Origin of the sequence: Isoptericola sp. NPDC056618 (assembly GCF_042792715.1) — a bacterium.
GTDB lineage: Bacteria > Actinomycetota > Actinomycetes > Actinomycetales > Cellulomonadaceae > Isoptericola > Isoptericola nanjingensis.
Window position 1 is genome coordinate 396017 of record NZ_JBHTVZ010000001.1, and the last position, 21921, is coordinate 417937.

The following is a 21921-nucleotide window of genomic DNA, read 5'->3' on the forward strand; positions in this document are numbered from 1 at the left end:
CACTCAGAAGTCCTTCTCGGTCATGGCCGCGCGCGGGGCGCGCGGCGTGTCTCGGAGCATCATCCCAGAGGAGGGACGCGCGCCCGTGCGGGAGGGGCGGGAGACCGCGAGGGCCGGTCCCACCAGGAGGGCCGCCGCCTGGCCCTCGGCGTCGGCCGCCATGGCCTGCACGAGGGTGGCGAGCAGCAGGACGACGAGGAGGCCGAGCAGCGCGATCAGCGGCCAGGAGAGGCGTCCGAGCGGGCCGAAGCGCTGGCCCGTCGAGGTCGACGTGCGGCGCGCCGGCTTCGCCTCGGGCGCGGAGCGCGACGTCGAACGGCTCCGGGTGCCGGTCGACGGGGCCTTGCGCACCGGGGGACGGCGGGCGTCGTGGGTGCCGGCGCGCACCTCGCGGCGCCGCGGGTAGGCGCGACCGGCGGCGAGGTCGTCGACGGGGGTCTGCGGGGCGGGCTCGTCGCCGGGGACGACCGCCGCGGGCTCGGCGGGCGTCGCGCGCTCGTCCTCGGACGGCGTCACCGCCGCCCACGCGACCGGCATCGCGGCCGACGGCGGGGTGGAAGGGCTTCCAGGGCCGGCGGGGGCGGCCGGAGCGGCAGGCCCGGCGGGTCGCGGCGCCGTGGGCGCGGCGTGCGCGGGGACGGCACGCGCCGGGCGGGCGCCCTGGCGCGCCGCCGCCGCGCGCCGCGCGGACCGGGACCGGGCGCCGAGCGGGTCCTCCGCGATCTCGCGGGCGAGCGACTCGAGCTCCCCCGCGAGGGCGGCGGCGGACTCGGGCCGGCGCGACGGGTCCTTCTCGAGCATGCGCCCGATGACGTCCGCGAGCCCCGGGTGCACGTGCGTGGGCAGCGGCGGGACCGGCGCGTTGACGTGCGCGACGGCGATGTCGACCGGCGTCGAGCCCGTGAACGGGCGCTTGCCCGCCGTCGCCTCGTACGCGACGACCCCGAGCGCGTAGACGTCGGACGCCGCCGTCGCGGGCTGCCCCACCGCCTGCTCGGGCGACAGGTACTGCGCCGTGCCCATGACCATGCCGGTGGCCGTCATGGGGGCCTGGTTGGCGGCGAGCGAGACGCCGAAGTCGGTGATCTTCACGCTGCCGCCGTGCTCCAGCAGGATGTTGCCGGGCTTGACGTCGCGGTGCACCACCTTGGCCAGGTGCGCGTGGTGCAGCCCCCGCGCCGTGGCGGCGAGGATCGGCAGCAGCTTGCGGGGCGCGACGACCGGCTCGCGCTCGAGCAGGTCGGCCAGAGGCTCGCCCAGCACCAGCTCCATGACGAGGAAGCCGGCGCCGTCCTGCTCGCCGTAGTCGTACATCTGCGCGATGTTCGGGTGGGACAGGGCGGCGCTGTTGCGCGCCTCCGTGCGCAGGCGCCGCAGGAAGTCCTCGTTGCCGGTGTACTCCTCACGGAGCACCTTCACCGCGACCTCGCGGCCCAGGTAGCCGTCGTCGGCCACCCAGACCTCGCCCATGCCGCCGATGGCGATACGGCGCGTGAGGCGGTACCGCTCGCCGAGCGCGAGCCCCGTGGCCGGCCTCATCCGTTCAGCACCGCTTCCATGACGGCCTTGGCGATCGGTGCGGAGACGGAGCCGCCGGTGGCCTGGCCGCCGAGCTTGCCTCCGTTCTTGACGACGACGGCGACCGCGACCTGCGGGTCCTCCGCCGGCGCGAAGCCGGTGAACCACACGTGCGGCGGCTGGGAGTTGTCGCCGTGCTGGGCGGTGCCGGTCTTGCCGGCGACGGTGACGCCGGGGATCTGGGCGCTCGTGCCCGACCCGGACTCGACGACGCTCTTCATCATGTCCGTGAGCTGGCCCGCGGTCTTCTCCGAGACGGCGCGGCCGAGGCTCGATGGCGAGGTCTCACGGACCACCTCGAGCTGCGGGTCCCGCACGGTGTCCACCGAGAAGGGCTGCATGACCTCGCCGCCGTTCGCGATCGCTGCGGAGATCATCGCGACCTGCAGCGGCGTGGTGGCGACGCTGCCCTGGCCGATGCCGGACAGCTCGACCTGCGCCGTGTTCATCTCGTCCGGGTCCGGGTCGTACTGGCTCGCCGCGGTCGTGAACGGGACCTCGAACCGCTTGCCGACGCCGAACTTCTCGGCCTGCTCGTTCATCGCGTCGGCACCGAGCTCGCCGCCCAGGCCGAGGAACGCGGTGTTGCAGGAGATCCGCAGCGCGTCGGCCAGCGTCATCTTCCCCGACGACGCGCACGACGTGCCTGCGAAGTTGCCGACCTGCGTGTTCGTGCCCGTCAGGGTGTACGAGGACGGCGCGTCGATCACCGTGTCGGGCGTGTAGTCGCCGCTCTCGAGCGCGGCGGCGGTCGTGACGAGCTTGAACGTCGACCCGGGGGGCGGGTTCCAGGACGTCGCGCGGTTCACCAGCGGCTCGTCGTCGTCGTTGAGAAGGTCGGTGTACGCCTGCCCGGCCTTCTTGGTGGAGTGCGACGCCAGGTCGTTGGGGTCGAAGGACGGCTTGGACACCATCGCGAGGACGGCGCCCGTCTTGGGGTCGAGGGCGACGACGGCGCCCTCCTGGTCGCCCAGGGCGTCCCACGCGGCCTTCTGCGCCTTCGGGTCGATGGTGAGCTCGACGGAGGAGCCCTCCGGGTCACGACCGGTGAGGAGGTTCTGCAGCCGGTCCACCCACAGGGCGTCGGCCTGACCGTTGAGGTAGTCGTTCTCCGCGTGCTCGATCGCCGTCGTGCCGTTCGCGAGAGAGAAGAAGCCGGTGAGCGGCGAGTAGAGCTTGCCGTTCGTGTACTCGCGCTGGTAGCCGAACTCGTCGTCGACGGGCTTGGACAGCGCGACGGCCTCGCCGCCGACGACGATCGGGCCGCGGGCGCGCCCGTACTCGGCGTAGATCGAGCGGATGTTGCGGGTGTCGCTGTTCAGCTCGTCGGCGTGGAAGAACTGGATCCACGTGGTCGACACCATGAGCGCCAGGAACATGACCATGACGACGCTCGCGAGCCGGCGCAGGGTCGTGTTCACAGGTGCTCACCTCCAGTCGTTCCTCGGGGATCGTCGCGGCGCGGGTCGAGCGGCCCGCCGAACGCCTCGGTGGGGTGCGACGGCGTCGACCCGCGCGACGGCGCGTCCGCGGCCGACCGCCGGACGGGGACGCCGCCGCCCGGCGTCGTCCCGTCGTGCGCGCCGACCACGATGGGGTCGTGCATGCCGCCGCCCTGCGCGACCGTGCCGCGCATCGGCAGCGCCGACGGGCGCCTGGCGTTGTCGGAGACGCGCAGCAGCAGCGCGATGACGATCCAGTTGGCCAGCAGCGACGACCCGCCCTGCGCCATGAACGGCAGCGTCAGGCCGGTCAGCGGGATGATGCGCGTGATGCCGCCGACGACGACGAAGAGCTGCAGCGCCATGACGAACGCGAGACCGCCGGCCAGCAGCTTGCCGAAGCCGTCGCGCACGGCGATGGCGGTGCGCAGGCCGCGCTGCACGATGAGCAGGTACGTCAGCAGGATCGCGAGCAGGCCGGTGAGGCCGAGCTCCTCGCCCAGCGACGAGTAGATGAAGTCGGAGAAGGCGTACGGCACGAGGTACGGGTAGCCCTCGCCCCAGCCGGTGCCGAACAGGCCGCCCGCGGCCAGCGCGAACGTGCCCTGCACGATCTGGTAGGACCCGCCGACCGCGTTGTACAGCTCGTTGTCGAACGGGTGCAGCCACACGTCCATGCGCGCTCCGACGTGCGGGAACACGCTCGCGGCGACGAGCGCGCCGGCCGCGAACAGCACGAGCCCGATGAGCACCCAGCTGAACCGCTCGGTGGCGAGGTAGAGCATCGCGACGAACAGGCCGAAGAACAGCAGCGAGGTGCCGAGGTCGCGCTCGAAGACGAGGACGGCCAGGGACGCCGCCCACACGATGATGATCGGGCCGAGGTCGCGTATGCGCGGCAGCTGCAGGCCGAGCACCTTCTTGCCCGCGAGGGCCAGGGTGTCGCGGTTGGTCACGAGGTACCCGGCGAAGAAGATCGCGAACGCGATCTTGGCGAACTCGGCGGGCTGCAGGGAGAAGCCGGCGATGTTCACCCAGATGCGGGCGCCGTTGATCTCCCGCCCGATGACGGGCAGGAGCGGCAGCACGACGAGCCCGAGGCCCACGAGCATCGCCGTGTACGTGAGGCGGCGGATCCACCGGTGGTCGCGCAGGAACCAGACGAGGAGGATCGCGATGACCGCGCCGAGCGCGGTGTACATCATCTGCGACCAGGCGTCGGCGCCCTTGGTGTCCGCGAGCTGGAGCCGCAGGATCATGGCCAGGCCGAGGCCGTTGAGCAGCACCACGGCGGGCAGGATCACCTGGTCGGCCCACGGGGCGCGGAGGCGCAGCACGACGTGCGCCGCCGCGGCGATACCCGTGAGGAGCAGGCTCACGGCCCAGAAGTCGCCGGGCAGCTCGCCCGTGACGCTGCGGCCGACCATCGCGAACGCGCTGATGCCCGCGGCCAGGGCGAGGATCAGCAGGAACAGCTCGGCCAGGCGGGCGGGACGGCGTTCGGTGGGCTCGACCGTGCGCCCGGCGGGGGTCTCGACGTCGACGCTCACCCCTTCGACCCCCCGTCGGCCTTGCTGTCGGCGTCGGTGGGCTGCTTCGTGGGCTTCGCGGTCGACGTGCTCTTCGAGGGGGACGGCGAGCTCGAGGGGCTGGCGGAGGGGGTCGGAGACGGTGTCGGCTCGGGGGCGGCCTCGGCGATGAGCCGGTCCGCGCGCTCGCGAGCCTCGGCCTCGGACGACGCCCGGATGGACCCGTCGAGGCGGTCCGCCCAGTAGTCCGGCAGGTCGGAGACCGGGGTGCCGGTGAGCTCCACCGGGGTGGAGAGGGTCAGGGGGCCGGCGCTGGCCGGGATGCCCTGGAAGACCGCGACCTCGCCGTCGGCGACGCCGACGTAGTACTGCTCCTGCGTCCACCCGTACGCGCGCCACAGGCCGTACCCGACGCCGCCGAGCACCACGAGCACCACGAGCACCGTGATCCACGGCCGGCGCTTGCGGGCGGGCCTGGCGTCGTCGTCGGCGTCGTCGTCCTCGGGGTCGTCCGGGTCGTCGGACGCGCCCTGCTCGGTGGGCGCGGGGTCGTCGTCCGGGTCGTCGGCCGGCGTCTGGAGGACCGCGGGGAGCTCGCCCGTGGCGGCTGCGCCCACGACCTGCGGCACGGTCGCGCCCTCGACCGGGGCCGCCGTCGCGCCCTCCGCCGCGGGGTCGTCGCCGTCCTCCACGACGTCGGCGACCACGACGGTGATGTTGTCGGTGCTGCCCGCCGTCATGGACAGGGTGATCAGCAGGTCGGCGGCCTCGTCGGGCGCCGCGGTCTCGGTGAGCACCTCGGTGATCTGCTCGGGCGAGACGAACCCGGACAGCCCGTCGGAGCAGAGCAGCCACCGGTCGCCGGCGCGCGCCTCGCGCACCGACATGTCGGGCGTGAGGTCGACGTCGAAGTCGCCCAGCACCCGCATGACGACGTTGCGCTGCGGGTGGTGCTCCGCCTCCTCCGGCGAGATGCGGCCCGTGTCCACCAGGTGCTGCACGAAGGTGTGGTCCACCGTGACCTGCGTCAGGCGGCCGTCGCGCAGCAGGTAGGCGCGGGAGTCGCCGAGATGGGCCATCACCAGCGTGGTGCCGGTGTGCAGCAGGGCGGTGACGGTGGTGCCCATGCCGACCAGCTCCGGGTCGGCGTCGCTGACGCGCACCAGGTCCTGGCGGGCGCGCTCGACCGTGTGCTCGAGGTCGGTCAGCGCCTCCTCGGGGCCGTGCTCCGTACGGTCGAGCGGGGCGAGGGCGGCGATCGCGAGGCGCGACGCGACGTCGCCGCCCGCGTGCCCGCCCATGCCGTCGGCGACGGCCAGCAGGTGCGGCCCGGCGTACGCGGAGTCCTGGTTGTTGGACCGCACGAGCCCGACGTCGGACCGCGCGGCGTAGCGCAGGGTGAGGGTCACGGAGCGGTCACCCCTGGAGCTCGACGACGGACTGGCCGATCCGGACGCCGACACCCGGCGCCAGCGGCTGCGGTCCCGACACCTGGGTGTCCCCGATGAAGGTGCCGTTCGTCGACCCGAGGTCCTCCACGTACCACTGGTCGCCCTGCGGGAAGATGCGGGCGTGGCGCGACGACGAGTAGTCGTCGTCGAGCACGAGGGTGCAGCCCGGCGACCGGCCGATGAGGATCGACGCCGAGGACAGCGGAAGGGTCGTGCCGGCCAGCGGGCCGGTCGTCACGACGAGGCGCGTGGGCCCGCCGCGCCGGGCGGGCGCGGGTGCTGCGGCGGCCGGGGCGCCCGCGGCGGGTGCGGGTGCGGCCTCCGCGCGACGGCGCTCGGACTTGGAGGCGCGCGGGGCGCCCCGGGGTGCCAGGTCGCGGCGCAGCACCGCGATCGCGGAGAGCACGAACACCCAGAGCAGCACCAGGTAGCCCAGCCGCAGCAGGGTGATCGTCAGCTCACTCATCCTGGGGGGATCACCAGCCTTCGTTCTGCTGGCCCGAGGCGCTGCCGGTCCAGAACATGATGCGGGTACGGCCGATGGTCAGGGTGTTCCCGTCGAGCAGCGTGGCCGCGGGCACCTGGTGGCCCTCGACGAACAGCCCGTTCGTGGAGCCGAGGTCGGTCGCGACGACGCCGTCCGGCGTCACGCGGATCTCCAGGTGGCGGCGCGAGACGCCCGGGTCGTCGACGACGATGTCGGCCTCAGCGTCGCGGCCGATGACCGTCACGGGGCCGGTGAGCAGGTAGCGCTGGCCGTCGATGTCGATGAGGGGGTGGCGGGTGGAGGGCGCCGCGGACGTGGCGGGGGCGACGTTGCCGCGCACGGTCGCGGAGCGCAGCTGGAAGCGACCGCCCGGCAGGTCCTCGTGCTCCTCGAAGGACACGCTGACCGGGCCCACGAAGGCGTAGTGCTGCGAGGCGGCGTACTCGGTGAGGTTCGTGGCCAGCTCGTCGGCCATCGTCTCCGCGCCCCAGGCGTCGATCTGCGAGAAGTCCGCGGACGACAGCTCGATCGTGAACTCGTTCGGCACGACCGTGCGGTCGCGCCCGACGACGGCAGCGCGGTCGTCGATCTCGCGCCGCAGGCGGCTCGCCAGCTCGACCGGCTTGATCTCGCTGTTGCGACCCACCTTCGCGAACGCGTTGTTCATCACGCGCTCCACGCCTTTCTCGAAGCGATCCAGGGCGCCCATGCCACCTCCTCCCATTGGCCCGACACGTCCGCGGGCAGACTATCTAGATCGTAGGCAGCGCCGCAGCACCACTCCTCCGCGCGGTGTGGATTTCCTGCGAACGCTCGGCGCAGAAGCGGGACCGGCAGGTCACGGTGCGGTGACGGCCGCCACGCTCGCCACCAGCGGCGGGACCATGCCCTTTCCGGGGTGCGCGAGGCCCTCGCCAGGCGATTGGGGACCACCCCCCGCGCCGTGCTAATCTTCTGCGGCACGCGCGAGTGGCGGAATAGGCAGACGCGCACGGTTCAGGTCCGTGTGCCCGAGAGGGCGTGGGGGTTCAACTCCCCCCTCGCGCACGTGACGTGAGGGGTTTCCCGGGAAGTCGGGGGCCCAGATGACGGGAAGTCCCGGTCGAGTTCAACTCGGCCGGGACTTCCGTCGTTTCTGAGGTCGGCGGCCGACCCGACGCTTTCAGCGGAGCCTGCGGAAGAACCCGCGAATGTCGTCGACCAGCAGGTCGGGCGCGTCGTGCGCCGCGAAGTGGGAACCGGTGTCGTAGACGTTCCACGACACGATGCTCTTGTGGTCCCGCTCGGCGAACGCGCGGATGGAGTGGAAGTCCCAGGCGAAGTTGGCCAGCCCCAGCGGCACGGTGGTCGGCTCGGTCGGCTTGTCCGTGGCGTGGAAGTCCTCGTAGTAGAGACGCGCGGACGACGCCGCCGTGTTGGTGAGCCAGTAGATCATCGTGTTCGTGAGCACGTAGTCGGGGTCGAGGTTCGGGCCGAGCAGCTGCGCGTTCCAGCCGAGCTGTCCCACCGGCGAGTCCGCGAGCGCGTGCGAGAGCGTCTGCGGGGCGGTCGACTGCAGCTTGTCGTACGCACCGCCGTTCTCCAGCCACCACGCCAGGAACTCGACGTTCTTCCGGTCCTCCGGTGACAGGTTCTCCAGCTCGGCGGGATCGCCGGAGGGGAACGAGAAGACCTGGGTCACGTGCACCCCGAGGACGTGTTCGGGGTCGCAGCGCCCGACCTCGGGCGAGATGAGGGAGCCGCCGTCGTTGCCGTGCGCGCCGTACTGCTCGTACCCGAGGCGGCGCATCAGCTCGGCCCACGCCTTCGCGATCCGGTACCGGCTCCAGCCGCGGTCGGTGGTGTGGCCCGAGAAGCCGAAGCCGGGCACCGACGGGATCACCAGGTGGAAAGCGTCGGCCGGGTCCCCGCCGTGGGCTCGCGGGTCGCTCAGGCGCTCGATCACGTCAAGGTACTCGACGACCGTCGTCGGCCAGCCGTGCGTCAGCAGCAGGGGGGTCGCATCCGCCTCGGGAGAGCGGACGTGCATGAAGTGCACGTTCTGCCCGTCGATGGTCGTCGTGAACTGCGGGTACCGGTTGAGCCGCGCCTCCCAGGCGCGCCAGTCGTACTCCTCGCGCCAGCGCCGGACCAGACCCTGCAGGTACTCGAGCGACACGCCGTAGTCGCTTCCGCCGTCGGGAAGCTCGTGGGTCCAGCGCACGCGCGAGAGGCGCTGGTCGAGGTCATCGAGGTCGGCCTGGGGGATGTCGATGCGGTACTCGGTGATGTCCATGGATCCCACTCTGGCGGCCTATCAGGAAGACCTGCTTCCTCATGGCGTGGGAATCTGGGGCCATGTTGGAGACCTCGGCCCGGCTGCTGCGCCTGCTCTCGCTCCTCCAGCTCCCGCGCGACTGGGCCGGTCCCGAGCTGGCCCGGCGGCTCGGGGTGAGCGGGCGGACCGTGCGCGCCGACGTCCAGCGTCTGCGGGACCTCGGCTACCCGGTCGTGGCCACGCGCGGGAACGTGGGCGGCTACCGCCTCGGCGCCGGTGCGGACCTGCCGCCGCTGCTGCTCGACGACGACGAGGCGGTCGCGGTCACCGTCGGGCTCCGCACCGCGACGGGCGGCGCCATCGCGGGGATCGAGGAGGCGTCGCTCCGGGCGCTGGCCAAGCTGGAGCAGGTGCTGCCCTCCCGGCTGCGCCGCCGGGTCGGCGCCCTGCAGGCCTACACGGTGCCCGTGCCCCGCGACGACACGGGACCGACCGTCGACACGGAGGTCCTGACGACGCTCGCCGCCGTCTGCCGCGACCGCGAGCGGCTCCGGTTCGACTACGCGGACCACTCCGGCGCGGCCACCGTGCGCGCCGTCGAGCCGTACCGGCTGGTGAGCTGGGGCCGCCGCTGGTACCTCTTCGCGTGGGACCTGGACCGGGACGACTGGCGGACCTTCCGCGTCGACCGGATGCGGCCGCGCATCCCCACCGGCCCGCGGTTCGCCCCGCGGGAGCTGCCCGACGACGTCGCGGCGTACGTGTCGAGCCGGGTCTCCGCCGCCGCCTGGCGATACCGGGCGCGGGTCACCGTGCACGCCCCTGCCGACGTGGTGGGCGAGCGGATCAGCCCGGCGGTGGGCGTCGTCGAACGCGTCGACGAGCACACGTGCGTGCTGGACACCGGGGCCGACACCGTGGAGACGCTCGGCGCGTACCTGGGACTGCTCGACGCGGACTTCGACGTCACCGGACCGCCGGAGCTCGTCGCACACCTCCGCCGTCTGACCGCGCGCTACGCGCGGTCGACCCCGCCCACCCCCGACCGGTGAGTGCCGGACACGTGCCCCCACGCTTCGCGTACCCCGTTCTCGTGCGCCCGCTCCGGCTCGTCGACCGAGGCTGTGGTCATCGGGTCGCCGACCACCTCGGCGACCTTGGGCAGGGCTGTCTGGACGGGGCCCTCTACGCACCCGCGGAGGCGGCTGAGCGTGGGCTGAGCGGGTGAAATCTTCGGGCCTCGGACGACCGCCGCGTGCCGCGCGGGAGGGCGGGGCGGGAGGCGACGGCCGACCGGTCAGCCCTCGCGAGGCCCGGGATCCCGGGCCTGCGGGACCTGTCGCCCGGCCGGCGAGGCCGCTCGCCGGTATCCGCTACCGCAGGTCCTGGGCGGTCCGGGCGGTGGTTTCGGCGGGCACATATCACGGGCACCTGAATAAGATCCGCGCGGCTCACCTCTCCCCTCGAAAGGGTCCCCATGCGCATCCTGTCCAAGCTCGCGGTCACGACGGTGGCGGCGGCCTCGCTCCTGCTCGGCACCGCCGTCGCTCCGGCGACCGCAGCCACCGCCCCGGCGATCGACGTGACCTCGATCAAGGTCACGCCCTCCAACGGCAGCACCGGGACCAACTCCGCGACGAAGTACTACGACGTCCACACGAGCGTGAAGCTCGGCAACCTCAGCGGCTACGGCACGTACTGGTGGGCCGACATCTCCGCCGACGTCTACCGCGGCAGCACCCGCGTCGCCAAGAACCTCGACCTGGGCTCGGTCGCCTCGCAGAACTACAAGAGCCTGGACACCTACATCGCCGCGAAGTCGTCCTGGGGCCGCGGCACCTTCACGGTGAAGAACGTGCGCGTGGTGGTCGACACCGACTACAACTCGACCACGCCGGACGTCACGCTCAAGGACACCTCGTACTCCCGCGGCACCTTCATGATGAAGTCCGCGATCGACGGCAAGCTCAAGTACGGCAACGTCATCCAGGTGACCTCGAGCGGCAGCCACAAGACCGTCAAGATCGGCCTGAAGAGGTACACCCCGTCCGGCTGGCACTCGTACTCGTACGCCAAGGTGAAGGTGCAGTACAAGAACTCCACCGGCTGGCACACGCGCAAGACGATCACCCTGGACAAGTACGGCCTGAAGACCTACAAGTTCACGGCCTCTCACAAGTACAACTACCGTGTCACGATCGCCCCGACCACGACCAACGGGGGCGGCACGACCACCGCGACCCCGAAGGTCTGACGCGTCGCACCACTGCAGCAAGGGCCTCCGGCCCGGGGACGTCCCTCCCACGCCCCCGGGCCGGAGGCCCTTCTCGCACCCGAGATCAGCGCCTCCGCGCGACGCGTCCGTCAACTCCCGGTCAGGTTCTCCTGGCGGGATCCTCCGCGCCGAGGAGCCTCGCTGCGGCCGGCGCTCCACGCCGCGTCCCGCCGCCCGCTCCTCTGACGGACCCCGCCCCCTGCGTGCCTACCGCGCCGGGATGCGGACCCCTGCCGACCGGAGCCGGTTCTCGACCAGGGCGACGCCCTGCGCCACGGCCGTGCCCTCGACCTCGCCGTGGTGGGCGATCAGCTCGTACCGGGCTGCGGCGTCGCTGCGGGCCCGCAGGCCGGTCACGATCCGCAGCCGCTCCGGGTGGGCGAGGAGGTGGTCGGCCATCGCGTCGGCGTACTCGGCGACCCGCGGGTCGTCCGGTTCCAGCGCCGTCGTGTCGACGCCACGATGGATCAGGGCGACGAACGCCGGGTCGTCCACAGCCTCGGTCACGTCGGCGACGTAGTCGTCGAACCTCTCCGGGACGAGAGCGCGGGCGAGCACCATGCCCTCGCGCGCGGCGGCCACCTCCGTGGCGGGGAACCCGAGACCGGGCATGCGGTCGAGCAGGGCGACCGCGGCGTCGGGGAGCAGAGCACGGTCGCCGTCGCCGAGCCGGCGCAGCGCCGCCGCCTGCGCGGTCAGCTCCTCGATGCGTGCAGCGAGAGTCCGCTCGACGTCGGCGAGACCTGCCGCGAGCGCGTCCGGGTCGGCGTCGAGCAGGGCGGTGATCTCGGCCAGCGGCACGCCCGCCGCGGCCAGCGCCCGGACCCTGACGAGCCGCAGGAGGTGGGTCGAGTCGTACCGGCGGTAGCCGGAGCGGTCACGCTCGGGCTCCTCGACGAGACCCACCTTGTGATAGTGCCGGACCGTCTTCACCGTGACCCCGGCGAAGGAGGCCGCCTGCCCGATCGTGACTCCGTCCACCATGCACACAGTGTGCCCCGTCGCTGCAGGTCACGGCGCGATGGCTGCGCCCTGGAACACCGCGTCGACAAGGACCTGCTGCACCTTCTGGAACGCGCCCTGCACGGACATCTCGGCGTCGTCCACGCAGTTCAGCGCGGCGGACATGGTGGTGCTGCCGTCCGGCGTGCCGTACATCAGCGTCGCGTACCCGGCCATCCCGCCGTTGTGGGTGACGAGCGTGCGGCCGTCAGCCAGCTCCTGGACGAACACGCCCAGGCCGTATCCCATGTCGGGGATCGGGGTGGGGAAAGGGTCGCACATCTGCGCCACGAGGTCGGCGGGCAGGAGCCGGCCGCCCAGCAGCGCCGAGAAGAACGTCGCGGCGTCGTGAGGGGTGGAGATCATGTCCCCACCCGTCGAGATCCACGACGGGTTGTGCCGCGAGATGTCGACCGTCTGCTCCTGTCCGTCCTCCTCGTACCGGAAGTACGCGCGCGCGTAGGGCTCGGGCAGGTCGGGCGACGCGTCCGGCACGGACGTGCCGGACAGCCCCAGCGGGTCGATGACGAGGCGCCGCATCTCCTCCCCCAGCGCGCGGCCGGTGACGTTCTCGACGATCAACCGGAGGAGCACGTAGTTCGTGTTGGAGTAGCTCCACCTCGTGCCGGGCTCGAAGCGTGCCGTCCTGGCCAGCGCGAACCGCGCGAGGTCCTCCGGCCGGTGCGTCTCGAAGCGTGCCGCGAGCCACTCGCGCGCCGCCGGCCCGTAGTTGCTCGGCATCCCCTGCTCGAAGGCACCGTCGGCGTCCGCGTCGCCGGTGAAGTTGAAGACGCCGCTGGTGTGCTGGAGCAGCATCCGGACCGTGACGCGCGGGTCGAGGTCGAGGCCGGGCAGGTGCGGGGCCGCCGGGTCGTCGAGGCCGAGCCGACCTTCGTGCACGAGCAGCAGGACGAGCGCCGCGGTGAAGGTCTTGGTGTTGCTCCCGATGCGCGTCCGGGTGTCGACCGACGGTGCGGCGGTCCCGTCGAGCGCGGCCCGGCCGGCGCTGGCGGCCCACTCGCCGCTGGTGTCGTGGACGTGCAGGGAGACGCCGAGAATGCGGTCATCCACCAGGTCGTCGAGCACCGTGCGGAGGTGCGGACGGGTGGCGGTCCGGGTGGGGTGGGTGGCGGTCATGGCGTGCTCCTCAGTGTCTCGGTGGCGGCTCCGTGCCGTCTGCGACGAGCGTCCACCCCGCCCCAGGGGCAACCTCAACTGTGATGCCCGTCACACTGCGGTCCGGACCTGGGGCGCACTGACGGGGGTCAGGAGACGAGGTTCAGCAACCGGCTGGCGACGACGGCGGTGACCGTGGTCCAGCCGACGATCGCCACCGCCTGCCAGACGAGCACGCGGGCCTTGCCGACGCCGGACGCCACCAGCATCGAGGCCGTGAAGTGGGTGGGCAGCAGCAGCGGGCCGAGGAGGCTGACGCCGGGGACGCCGTAGCGCTCGTACGCGCGCTGGAACTTCGCCCGGCGGGCGCTGCGTCGGTCGTCCGCCGGCTCGGCCGGGATCGTGGCGTCCTCCGCGGCGCCGGGGCCCACCAGGACGGCGCTGCGCTGCCGGGTCTTCGCGCGACGGCGGCTCACCACCGCGTCGCGGGCGCCGGCGCTGGCCAGGACGACGGCGGTCACGGCGAGGAAGTTGCCGACCATCGCGGCGGCGGCCGCGACGGCGGGGTGGATCCCGCCGAGGATGCCGATGGTCGCGCCGCCCTCCCCCTCGATGAAGGGGATCATGGCCGCGACCGCGACGATCAGCGGCTGGGCGAGGTCGGGGACCTGGGCGACCAGGTCCTGGAACGTGTCGACGAGGTTCACGGTGTGCTCCTGGGTGTCGGGCGTCGTCGGGTCGTCCCCAGTCCACCCGGGGCCGGGAGCACCCGGTAGTGCCCCTCGTCACCGGCTCCTGTGTCGACCGCACGTCTCGGCCATGACATGTGTCATGCGGTGCGGGCGTCGGCGGGACGAGGTGGTGGCGGGTGAGCGACCGCGCCACGATGACGTCATGCCCGCGCCCGCCGTCGTGGAGATCGCGTGCGACGAGTCGGGGTTCTCCGGGACGAACCTGCTGGACCCGGCGTCGCCGGTGATCGCGCACGCGGGGGTGGACCTCACCCGCGAGGAGGCGGCGGCCGTGCTCAGCACGCTGCGGTCGCGGTTCAACCACCGTCGGACGCAGGAGCACAAGGCCAGCCTGCTCCTGCGGCCGGGGCAGCCGGAGGCGGTGGCGTGGTTCCTGGCGGAGCTGGCGGGCCGCTCGACGGTGCACGTCGTCGACAAGCGCGACCACGTCGCGGGGCGGGTGCTCGATCTGCTCACGGGCGAGCCGTCGTACCTCGACGGGTCGCGCCTCGGCCGCGACCACGGCCGCGCGGTCGCGGTCCTGCGAGGCCGGGGCGACGTCCTCGCCGCGTTCGTCGCGATGACGCACCTCAAGCACCGGCGCCGGCCGGACCCTGCTGCCGTCGGCCGGTTCGTCGCCCTCGTCCCGGGCGTCGTGGCCGACGGCGTGCCGGAGCTGGCCGGCCTGACCCGGCGGGACGTCGTGGCTGTCCTGGACCGGCTGCTCGACGGCGACCCCGCCGTCCCGCCGCCGCTCGAGCCGCTGGTGCCGGCCCTGGCGGAGACGGTGCTGCGATGGAGCGACGGCCACCGGTCGGTCGTCGTCGTGCACGACGAGCAGAGCGCGCTCACGCGGCAGCGGACCGCCGTCCTGGCCGCGAGCCTCGCCGCCGCGGTGTCGCCCGATCCTCCGCCCCTCCTCGCGGTGCGGCAGGTGGACTCCCGCCACGATCCGCGCGTGCAGGTCGCCGACCTCCTGGCCGGGTGGGCTCGGAGCTCTGCGGAGCCCGTGGCCTGACGCCCGGCAGCGCCGGCGACGGTCGCCGAATCGACCACCGGGTGAAATTGGGGGTTGCGCTCCGGGAAACCGGTCCCCTACGGTCAAGAAACCGGTTGCTGTGATCTGTTCGTAACCAATGAGGGTTGCGGACAGCGGTCGTACCGCCCAGCGGAGCGGCCTCGGCACCGGCTGCACGTCCCGCGTTCGACGACGAAGGTGAGGCAGCAACGATGAGACGGCAAGCAGCGCGACGACTCCTGGCGGCGGGGGTGACGACGTCCCTGGCCGCCGCGATCGGAGTGACCGCCCTGACGCTCCCCGGCGCTCAGGCGGCAGAGACCGGCCCGACCGGGTTCGCCACCCAGAACGGTGGCACGACGGGCGGCTCCGGCGGCGCTGTCGTGAAGGCGACGACCGGCACCCAGATCCACGAGGCGTTGTGCGGCCGCGCCTCGGAGGACACCCCGATCACCATCCAGGTCGAGGGCACGATCAACCACGGCAACACGAGCAAGGTCTCGGGAGACAGCTGCAACACCGCGGACGGCGTGATCGAGCTGAAGCAGATCAGCAACGTCACGCTCGTCGGGGTGGGCAGCGGCGCCACGTTCGACCAGGTGGGCATCCACATCCGCGAGGCCAGCAACATCATCATCCAGAACGTCACGGTCAAGAACGTCAAGAAGTCGGGCTCCCCGACGTCCAACGGCGGCGACGCGATCGGCATGGAGTCCGGCGTCTCGAACGTGTGGGCCGACCACGTGACGCTCGAGGCCTCGGGCGGTGAGTCCGAGGGCTACGACGGCCTCTTCGACATGAAGGGCGACACGAAGTACGTGACGCTCTCCTACAGCATCCTCCGCGGCTCCGGCCGCGGCGGCCTCGTCGGCTCGGGCGACAGCGACCTGGGCAACGGGCCGGTCACCTACCACCACAACCTCTACGAGAACATCGACTCGCGCCTCCCCCTGCTGCGCGGGGCGACGGCCCACATCTACAACAACCACTACGTCGACATCCACGAGTCGGGCATCAACGCGCGCGCCGGCGGCAAGGCGAAGGTCGACAGCAACTACTTCCAGGACTCGAAGGACGTGCTCGGCACGTTCTACACCGACCTGCCGGGCTACTGGCAGGTCGCGGGGAACACCTTCGACAACGTCACGTGGTCGGCGCCGGGTGAGGACAACAACCCCGCCGGCCCGAACCCGACGTCCACGACGACGGTCAGCATCCCCTACGACTACTCGCTCGACGACGCCGGCTGCGTGCCGGACGTCGTCGCCGCGACCGCGGGGGCGAACAAGGGCCTGAAGGTGTCCGACGGCTCGTGCGAGGCGACGACGCCGGACCCGACCGACCCGCCGACCGGCGAGCCCACGGACCCGCCGACCGGCGAGCCGACCGACCCGCCGACGGAGGAGCCGAGCGGGACCAACCTCAGCCTGGGCGCCGGCGCGGACGGGTCGACCAAGGCGTCGGGCAGCAGCTTCGGCAACGTGACCGACGGCAACCTGAGCACCTTCTGGTCGCCGACGAGCACCACGGGCCGCGTGTCCGTCAAGTGGGCCACCCCGCAGACGGTGGCACAGGCCAAGGTCGTCGAGGCGGCCGGCTCCGAGGGCACGATCACCGCGTTCCGCATCGTCAACCACGACAACGGCGCCGTCCTCGCGACCGGCAGCCGCGCGGGCGTCGTCAACCTGCCCACGACCACGCTGAGCAAGCTCGACCTCGAGATCACCGGTGCCTCCGGCACGCCGAAGGTGGTCGAGCTCGAGACGTACGCCGGCCAGGGCTCCACGGACCCGACGGACCCCACGGACCCGACGGACCCCACGGACCCGCCGACCCCGAGCGGTGAGGTCATCTACGCCGCGCCCGACGGCTCGGCCGGCGCGGCCGGCACCGAGGCGGACCCGACGACGGTCGCCGCGGCGATCGCCGCCGTCGAGCCGGGCGGGGCGATCTACCTGCGCGGCGGCCAGTACGACCTGGCCGACACGCTCACGATCGAGCCGGGCAACGACGGGACGTCGTCGGAGCGCACGCTGCTGTCGGCGTACCCGGGCGAGAAGCCGGTGCTCGACTTCTCCGCCCAGGCCGAGGACTCCGCCAACCGCGGCCTCGCCATCGGCGGCAACTTCTGGCACGTGTACGGGATCACCGTGCAGAACTCGGGCGACAACGGCATCCTGCTCGGCGGCGACGACAACGTGATCGAGCGCGTCGTCACCCGCGGGAACGCGGACACGGGCCTGCAGATCGCCCGCCTGGTCGCCGGTGCGCCGAAGGAGGAGTGGCCGTCGGACAACCTCGTGCTCAGCTCGGAGTCCTACGACAACGTCGACTCCGACGGCGAGGACGCGGACGGCTTCGCGGCCAAGCTGACGGTGGGCGAGGGCAACGTGTTCCGCGACTGCGTGGCGCACAACAACATCGACGACGGATGGGACCTGTACGCCAAGACCGACACGGGCCCCATCGGCGTGGTGACCATCGAGGACTCGCTCTCCTACGAGAACGGCACCCTGTCGGACGGCTCGCAGGCCGGCAGCGGTGACCGCAACGGCTACAAGCTGGGCGGCGAGGACATCCCCGTCGACCACGTGATCACGGGCAGCATCGCCTATGAGAACGGCAAGCACGGTCTCACGTACAACAGCAACCCGGGCTCGATCACGGTCTCGGACAACGTGAGCATCGGCAACGAGGAGCGCAACTTCAACTTCGACGAGGGCAGCCACCGGTTCAGCGGCAACGTGTCGTGCGACAGCGGCTCGAACGACCGGATCGTCGGCAGCGACGACGGCACCAACCAGTTCTGGTCCGGCTCCAACGGCTCCGCGTGCGGCGCCTACGCCGGCGACCTCGACTGGTCCTTCGCCGCGGACGGCTCGCTGGAGGTGACCTTCGGCTGAGCCGATCCGCCCCTGACGGCGCGCCCTGCGCGGGCGCGCCGTCACCCCGACCCCGGCCGGCCCGTCGACCCCTCCGACGGGCCGGCCGGCCCGTGCCGCGGGCGTCCGCTCTGCGCACACCCGCGGCGGACCCGTGGCATCCTGGCCACGTCCGTGACGTCGAGGCCAGGAGACAGCAGATGAGCGCCGGTGCGGGCGGCCGCAGCAGGCCGTCGATCCTGGGGTCGATGGACGTCCCCGAGAGCATCCGCGCCCGCGTCCTGGTGACGCTCCGCGAGGCGATGGTGGCCGGCGAGCTCGAGCCCGGGGCCATCTACTCGGCCCCGGCCCTCGCCCAGCGGCTCGGTGTCTCGGCCACCCCGGTGCGCGAGGCGATGATGGAGCTCACCCGCGAAGGGCTGGTCGAGACGCTGCGGCACCGCGGCTACCGCGTCGTCGAGCTGGGCGACGTCGCGCTCGAGGAGATCCTGCAGATCCGCGAGCTCATCGAGGCGCCGACGGTGGCGCGCGTCGCGACCCTGGCGACCGCCGCCCAGGTGCGGGCCCTGCGCCCCCTCGCGGACCGCATCGACGCGACGGCGGCCGCCGGCGAGCTGCAGGAGTTCGTCGCGGCGGACACGGCGTTCCACACCGAGGTGCTCGCGCTCGCGGGGAACGAGCGGCTGGTCGAGGAGGTGCGCCGGCTGCGCGGCATGTCGCGGCTGCTCGGGCTGCAGGGCCTGCACGAGGAGGGCCGGCTCGTGGCCACGATCCGGGAGCACCACGAGCTGCTCGACCTGCTCGAGGCCGGCGACGCGGCGGGCGCGGAAGCGTGGATGCGGCGTCACCTGCAGCATGTGCGCGACGTCTGGTCGGGGCAGGGCACCGGCGCCGCGTCACGGTCGACGGCGGGCTCTGCCGACGGCGCCGCCGACGCCGGCTGACGCGGGTCCGCCCTGCTCACGACGCGGATGTCCCTTGCGCTGGCGTCGGGTGCAATTGTACGTTGCACGCCAATCGAGGCCTCCGACGTGGCGGGCCGGACGGGAGCAGGCGCGTGACTTCGCAGCAGTCCACGGTCGGGAAGCCGGCCACCAACCTCCGGGTGCTGGTCGGCAGCCTCTCCGGCAGCGCGATCGAGTGGTTCGACTTCTTCCTCTACGCCACCGCGGCGGCGCTCATCTTCGACAAGCAGTTCTTCCCGACGGACGACCCGGCGATCTCGCTGATGCTGTCGTACCTGTCGCTGTCGCTGACGTTCTTCATCCGCCCGTTCGGCGGGATCGTCTTCTCCCACATCGGCGACAAGATCGGGCGCAAGAAGACGCTGGTCATCACGCTCTCCCTCATGGGCGGCGCGACGATCGCGATCGGGCTGCTGCCCACGTACGCGCAGGTCGGCGTCCTCGCCCCGGTGCTGCTCATCCTCTGCCGCATCGTCCAGGGCCTCGCCATCGGCGGCGAGTGGGGCGGCGCGCTGCTGCTCGCCTACGAGTACGCGCCGACGAACCGCCGCGGCTTCTTCGGCTCCGTGCCGCAGACCGGCGTCACGATCGGCATGCTGCTGTCGACGATCGCGTTCGCACTCGTCAGCTCGCTGCCCACCGGGGCGTTCGAGTCCTGGGGCTGGCGCCTGCCGTTCATCGCCTCGGTGGTGCTGGTGTTCGTGGGCCTGTGGATCCGCAAGGGCCTCGCCGAGACCCCCGCCTTCCGTGAGGCCAAGGAGAGCGGCGACGTGGCCAAGCTCCCGATCAAGGACACGCTGCGCGACCACTGGCGCTCGGTGCTCGTCGCCGTCGGGGCCAAGGTCGTCGAGACCGGCCCGTTCTACATCTTCGCCACGTTCGTCGTGAGCTACGCGACCGGGACCCTCGGCATGCAGCAGTCCGTGGTGCTCAACGCCGTGAGCGCCGCGGCGCTCGTCAGCACCCTCGCGATCCTCGCGATGGGCCGACTCTCCGACCGGCTGGGCCGCCCCGCGGTCTTCCTCGGCGGCACCGTGCTCATCGCCCTCTTCGCGGCGCCGTTCTTCCTGCTGCTCGACCTGCGCGTCGACTGGGCCGTCTACGCCGCCGTCGTCCTCGGCCTGGGCATCGTGTGGCCGCCCGTCACGGCGACCCTCGGCACGCTCATGTCCGAGACCTTCACCACCCGCGTCCGGTACACCGGCGTCACGCTCGGCTACCAGATCGGCGCCGCACTGGCCGGCGGCACCGCTCCCCTCCTGGCGACCTGGCTGCTCTCGCGGTTCGACGGTGCCTGGTGGCCGATCGCCGTCTACATGGTGGGCCTCGCGGTCGTCGCGCTCGTCGCGGTCTCCCTCTCGGGCCGGGTGGTGCGCCTCGAGCGGGCGCGGATCGCGGAGCGCGAGGCGCGCGAGGCGGTGGCCGCGTGACCGGCCTGCCGTTCGTCGACGCCGCAGAGTTGCGCCGCCGGGTCGCGCCCGACGACGCCCGCCGGCTGGTCGAGCGCGCGCTGGCCGACGGGTTCGACCCGGCCGACGACCCGGCACGGTCGTCGGTGTCCGCCGGCGGGGGTCACCTGCTGCTCATGCCGTCGGTGCTCGGCGACTGGGCCGGGGTGAAGATCGCGTCCGTGGCGCCGGACAACCCGGCGCGCGGCCTGCCCCGCATCCAGGCGACCTACCTGCTGCTCGACGCCGCCACGCTCACCCCGCGGCTGCAGATCGACGGGTCGGCGCTCACCGAGCTGCGGACGCCCGCGACCTCGGCGGTCGCGGCGGACCACCTCGCCGCGGCGGACGCGCGACGCCTGGTCGTCGTCGGCACCGGGCCGCAGGCCGTGGAGCACGCGGTGGCGATGGCGGCGGTCCGCGACCTCGACGACGTCGCGCTCGTCGGCCGCGACCCGGGGCGGCTGGCGGCGGCCGTCGAGGCGGTGGTCGCGCGCGGCCTGCCGGCCCGCGCGGGGAGCACGGCCGACGTCGCCGACGCCGACCTCGTGGTGTGCGCGACGTCGGCGGGCGAGCCGCTCTTCGACGGCGCCCTGGTGCGCGACGGCGCGTGCGTCGTGGCCATCGGCTCGCACGAGCCCGACCGTCGCGAGCTCGACGCCGGGCTCATGGGGCGGGCGCTCGTGGTCGTCGAGGACCGTGCGACCGCGATGCGCGAGTGCGGCGACGTCGTCCTCGCCGTCCACGAGGGCGCCCTGCGTGTCGACGACCTCGTGCCGCTCGCCGACATCGTGCGCGGCCACGCCCGGGCCACGGACCGGCCGAACGTCTTCAAGGGCTCCGGCATGTCGTGGCAGGACCTCGCCGTCGCGGTCGGCGTCGCGGAGACGGACGAGGCCTGAGCCGGCGGGCGGTGCTCAGCCGAGGCCGAAGAACGCCGCGGCCTCGGTGAGCACCGTGCCGGCGCGCTCGGTGCCGACGAACCCGTGCTCGGCGCCGGGCAGCTCGACCAGCCGGCAGGGCACGCCGTCTCGGCGGCAGGCGTCGGCGAGCTCCCGCGCCTCGGGGCGCAGCGAGTCCAGCTCTCCCACGGCCACCAGCGTGGGCGGCAGCCCGCGCGCGGAGCGCTGCAGGCGCGGCGCGTCGGTGGGCTCGACGCCGGTCCACGCGCGCATCGCGTACGTGGACAGCTCGCGGCCCGGGCCGCCCGGCAGGTCGTCGTCGTAGGTCTCGAGCGACAGGTCGAGGTTGGGGTTGGTGAGCAGCAGGCCGGCCAGGGGGTCCGCGGTGCGCGCGGCGGCGAGGACGGCGACGGCGCCGCCCGCGGAGTCGCCGTCGAGGTACAGACGGTCGAAGCCCTCGCCGGCGAGCAGGGCGAGCGCGGCCAGCGCGTCCACGACGGCGTCGTCGAGCCTCGCCTCCGGCGCGAGCCGGTAGTCGACGGCGAGCACGACGACGCCGAGCGCCTCGGCGGCCTGCCGGCACCAGCCGTCCTGCAGCTCGAGGTCGCCGAACAGCCCGTACCCGCCGTGCAGGAACACGGCCGCGGCGCCGGGGTGGCGGCGATCGGGCGTGTAGCGGCGCAGCGCGGGGCAGTCGTGCACCGTCGCCGAGTTCGTCACCACACCCGCGAACCGCCGCCGCGGGCGGGCGACGGCGCGCTCGTGGGCGCCGCGTCGGAGCGCCGCGACGTCGGGCGTGCCCTCCTCTGCATGAGTCACGGGACGATCCTCACCCCGC

18 protein-coding genes and 1 tRNA gene are annotated in these 21921 nt (G+C 72.9%); 8 read left to right on the forward strand and 11 right to left on the reverse strand.

What is annotated here, in order from left to right:
- Positions 1-3 precede the first annotated feature (3 nt).
- The 6 genes from ACFQ8T_RS01860 to ACFQ8T_RS01885 are packed head-to-tail and all read right to left on the reverse strand — an operon-like array spanning position 4 to position 7196.
- Complete coding sequence (locus ACFQ8T_RS01860) at positions 4-1539, reverse strand: serine/threonine-protein kinase (RefSeq protein WP_430544858.1); 1536 nt, start codon at positions 1537-1539, stop codon at positions 4-6.
- Positions 1536-2999 carry a peptidoglycan D,D-transpeptidase FtsI family protein gene (locus ACFQ8T_RS01865; protein WP_430544859.1) on the reverse strand — a complete coding sequence of 488 codons (1464 nt, stop codon included), beginning with the start codon at positions 2997-2999 and terminating at the stop codon, positions 1536-1538. Before ACFQ8T_RS01865 ends, ACFQ8T_RS01860 begins: the two co-directional genes overlap by 4 nt.
- On the reverse strand, positions 2996-4570 hold the full coding sequence (locus ACFQ8T_RS01870) for an FtsW/RodA/SpoVE family cell cycle protein (protein WP_430544860.1): 1575 nt from the start codon (positions 4568-4570) through the stop codon (positions 2996-2998). Before ACFQ8T_RS01870 ends, ACFQ8T_RS01865 begins: the two co-directional genes overlap by 4 nt.
- On the reverse strand, positions 4567-5958 hold the full coding sequence (locus ACFQ8T_RS01875) for a Stp1/IreP family PP2C-type Ser/Thr phosphatase (protein ID WP_430544861.1): 1392 nt from the start codon (positions 5956-5958) through the stop codon (positions 4567-4569). The genes ACFQ8T_RS01870 and ACFQ8T_RS01875 overlap by 4 nt, the downstream gene beginning before the upstream one ends.
- Positions 5959-5965: 7 nt before the next feature.
- Positions 5966-6466: an FHA domain-containing protein gene (locus tag ACFQ8T_RS01880; protein WP_430544862.1), complete on the reverse strand. Its 501-nt coding sequence runs from the start codon at positions 6464-6466 to the stop codon at positions 5966-5968.
- 10 nt (positions 6467-6476) lie between these two features.
- Positions 6477-7196, reverse strand: a complete 720-nt coding sequence (locus ACFQ8T_RS01885; RefSeq protein WP_429762788.1) for an FhaA domain-containing protein — start codon at positions 7194-7196, stop codon at positions 6477-6479.
- Between the two features lie 254 nt (positions 7197-7450).
- Here ACFQ8T_RS01885 and ACFQ8T_RS01890 point away from each other — a divergent pair.
- Positions 7451-7534, forward strand: a tRNA-Leu gene (locus tag ACFQ8T_RS01890).
- Positions 7535-7649: 115 nt separating this feature from the next.
- On the opposite strand, the gene ACFQ8T_RS01895 is transcribed toward ACFQ8T_RS01890, so the two are convergent.
- Positions 7650-8762, reverse strand: coding sequence for an epoxide hydrolase family protein (locus ACFQ8T_RS01895; RefSeq protein ID WP_430544863.1), 1113 nt, complete (start codon positions 8760-8762; stop codon positions 7650-7652).
- A 62-nt stretch (positions 8763-8824) separates the two neighbouring features.
- Between ACFQ8T_RS01895 and ACFQ8T_RS01900 the strand changes: the two genes are divergently transcribed.
- Both ACFQ8T_RS01900 and ACFQ8T_RS01905 read left to right on the forward strand, forming a co-directional pair.
- Positions 8825-9796, forward strand: coding sequence for a helix-turn-helix transcriptional regulator (locus tag ACFQ8T_RS01900; protein WP_430544864.1), 972 nt, complete (start codon positions 8825-8827; stop codon positions 9794-9796).
- Positions 9797-10221: 425 nt separating this feature from the next.
- Complete coding sequence (locus ACFQ8T_RS01905; RefSeq protein ID WP_430544865.1) at positions 10222-10998, forward strand: hypothetical protein; 777 nt, start codon at positions 10222-10224, stop codon at positions 10996-10998.
- Between the two features lie 228 nt (positions 10999-11226).
- Here the strand turns inward: ACFQ8T_RS01905 and ACFQ8T_RS01910 are convergent, their stop codons facing one another.
- From ACFQ8T_RS01910 to ACFQ8T_RS01920, 3 genes are all read right to left on the reverse strand, one after another.
- Positions 11227-12003: a MerR family transcriptional regulator gene (locus ACFQ8T_RS01910; protein ID WP_430544866.1), complete on the reverse strand. Its 777-nt coding sequence runs from the start codon at positions 12001-12003 to the stop codon at positions 11227-11229.
- 27 nt (positions 12004-12030) lie between these two features.
- Positions 12031-13158 carry a serine hydrolase domain-containing protein gene (locus tag ACFQ8T_RS01915; protein ID WP_430544867.1) on the reverse strand — a complete coding sequence of 376 codons (1128 nt, stop codon included), beginning with the start codon at positions 13156-13158 and terminating at the stop codon, positions 12031-12033.
- A gap of 128 nt (positions 13159-13286) precedes the next feature.
- Positions 13287-13844 carry a small multidrug efflux protein gene (locus ACFQ8T_RS01920; RefSeq protein WP_430544868.1) on the reverse strand — a complete coding sequence of 186 codons (558 nt, stop codon included), beginning with the start codon at positions 13842-13844 and terminating at the stop codon, positions 13287-13289.
- Between the two features lie 187 nt (positions 13845-14031).
- Here ACFQ8T_RS01920 and ACFQ8T_RS01925 point away from each other — a divergent pair, with 187 nt between their 5' ends.
- From ACFQ8T_RS01925 to ACFQ8T_RS01945, 5 genes are all read left to right on the forward strand, one after another.
- Positions 14032-14886 (forward strand): DUF3800 domain-containing protein, encoded by an 855-nt coding sequence (locus ACFQ8T_RS01925; RefSeq protein WP_430544869.1) that lies wholly within the window; start codon positions 14032-14034, stop codon positions 14884-14886.
- Positions 14887-15098: 212 nt separating this feature from the next.
- Positions 15099-17789: a hypothetical protein gene (locus tag ACFQ8T_RS01930; RefSeq protein ID WP_430544870.1), complete on the forward strand. Its 2691-nt coding sequence runs from the start codon at positions 15099-15101 to the stop codon at positions 17787-17789.
- Positions 17790-17968: 179 nt separating this feature from the next.
- The gene (locus ACFQ8T_RS01935) at positions 17969-18712 is read left to right on the forward strand and encodes a GntR family transcriptional regulator (RefSeq protein ID WP_430544871.1); all 744 of its coding nucleotides are present in this window, start codon (positions 17969-17971) and stop codon (positions 18710-18712) included.
- A 113-nt stretch (positions 18713-18825) separates the two neighbouring features.
- On the forward strand, positions 18826-20163 hold the full coding sequence (locus tag ACFQ8T_RS01940) for an MFS transporter (RefSeq protein WP_430544872.1): 1338 nt from the start codon (positions 18826-18828) through the stop codon (positions 20161-20163).
- Positions 20160-21083: an ornithine cyclodeaminase family protein gene (locus ACFQ8T_RS01945; RefSeq protein WP_430544873.1), complete on the forward strand. Its 924-nt coding sequence runs from the start codon at positions 20160-20162 to the stop codon at positions 21081-21083. The genes ACFQ8T_RS01940 and ACFQ8T_RS01945 overlap by 4 nt, the downstream gene beginning before the upstream one ends.
- A gap of 15 nt (positions 21084-21098) precedes the next feature.
- Here the strand turns inward: ACFQ8T_RS01945 and ACFQ8T_RS01950 are convergent, their stop codons facing one another.
- On the reverse strand, positions 21099-21902 hold the full coding sequence (locus tag ACFQ8T_RS01950; RefSeq protein WP_430544874.1) for an alpha/beta hydrolase fold domain-containing protein: 804 nt from the start codon (positions 21900-21902) through the stop codon (positions 21099-21101).
- Positions 21903-21921: the final 19 nt, after the last annotated feature.

Bases quoted from the DNA above. Each gene is read 5' to 3' on its own strand.
- ACFQ8T_RS01885 (WP_429762788.1), bottom strand. From the start codon at position 7,196: ATGGGCGCCCTGGATCGCTTCGAGAAAGGCGTGGAGCGCGTGATGAAC.
- ACFQ8T_RS01915 (WP_430544867.1), bottom strand. From the start codon at position 13,158: ATGACCGCCACCCACCCCACCCGGACCGCCACCCGTCCGCACCTCCGC.
- ACFQ8T_RS01910 (WP_430544866.1), bottom strand. From the start codon at position 12,003: ATGGTGGACGGAGTCACGATCGGGCAGGCGGCCTCCTTCGCCGGGGTC.
- ACFQ8T_RS01905 (WP_430544865.1), top strand. From the start codon at position 10,222: ATGCGCATCCTGTCCAAGCTCGCGGTCACGACGGTGGCGGCGGCCTCG.
- ACFQ8T_RS01895 (WP_430544863.1), bottom strand. From the start codon at position 8,762: ATGGACATCACCGAGTACCGCATCGACATCCCCCAGGCCGACCTCGAT.
- ACFQ8T_RS01900 (WP_430544864.1), top strand. From the start codon at position 8,825: ATGTTGGAGACCTCGGCCCGGCTGCTGCGCCTGCTCTCGCTCCTCCAG.
- ACFQ8T_RS01860 (WP_430544858.1), bottom strand. From the start codon at position 1,539: ATGAGGCCGGCCACGGGGCTCGCGCTCGGCGAGCGGTACCGCCTCACG.
- ACFQ8T_RS01935 (WP_430544871.1), top strand. From the start codon at position 17,969: ATGAGCGCCGGTGCGGGCGGCCGCAGCAGGCCGTCGATCCTGGGGTCG.
- ACFQ8T_RS01925 (WP_430544869.1), top strand. From the start codon at position 14,032: ATGCCCGCGCCCGCCGTCGTGGAGATCGCGTGCGACGAGTCGGGGTTC.
- ACFQ8T_RS01930 (WP_430544870.1), top strand. From the start codon at position 15,099: ATGAGACGGCAAGCAGCGCGACGACTCCTGGCGGCGGGGGTGACGACG.
- ACFQ8T_RS01880 (WP_430544862.1), bottom strand. From the start codon at position 6,466: ATGAGTGAGCTGACGATCACCCTGCTGCGGCTGGGCTACCTGGTGCTG.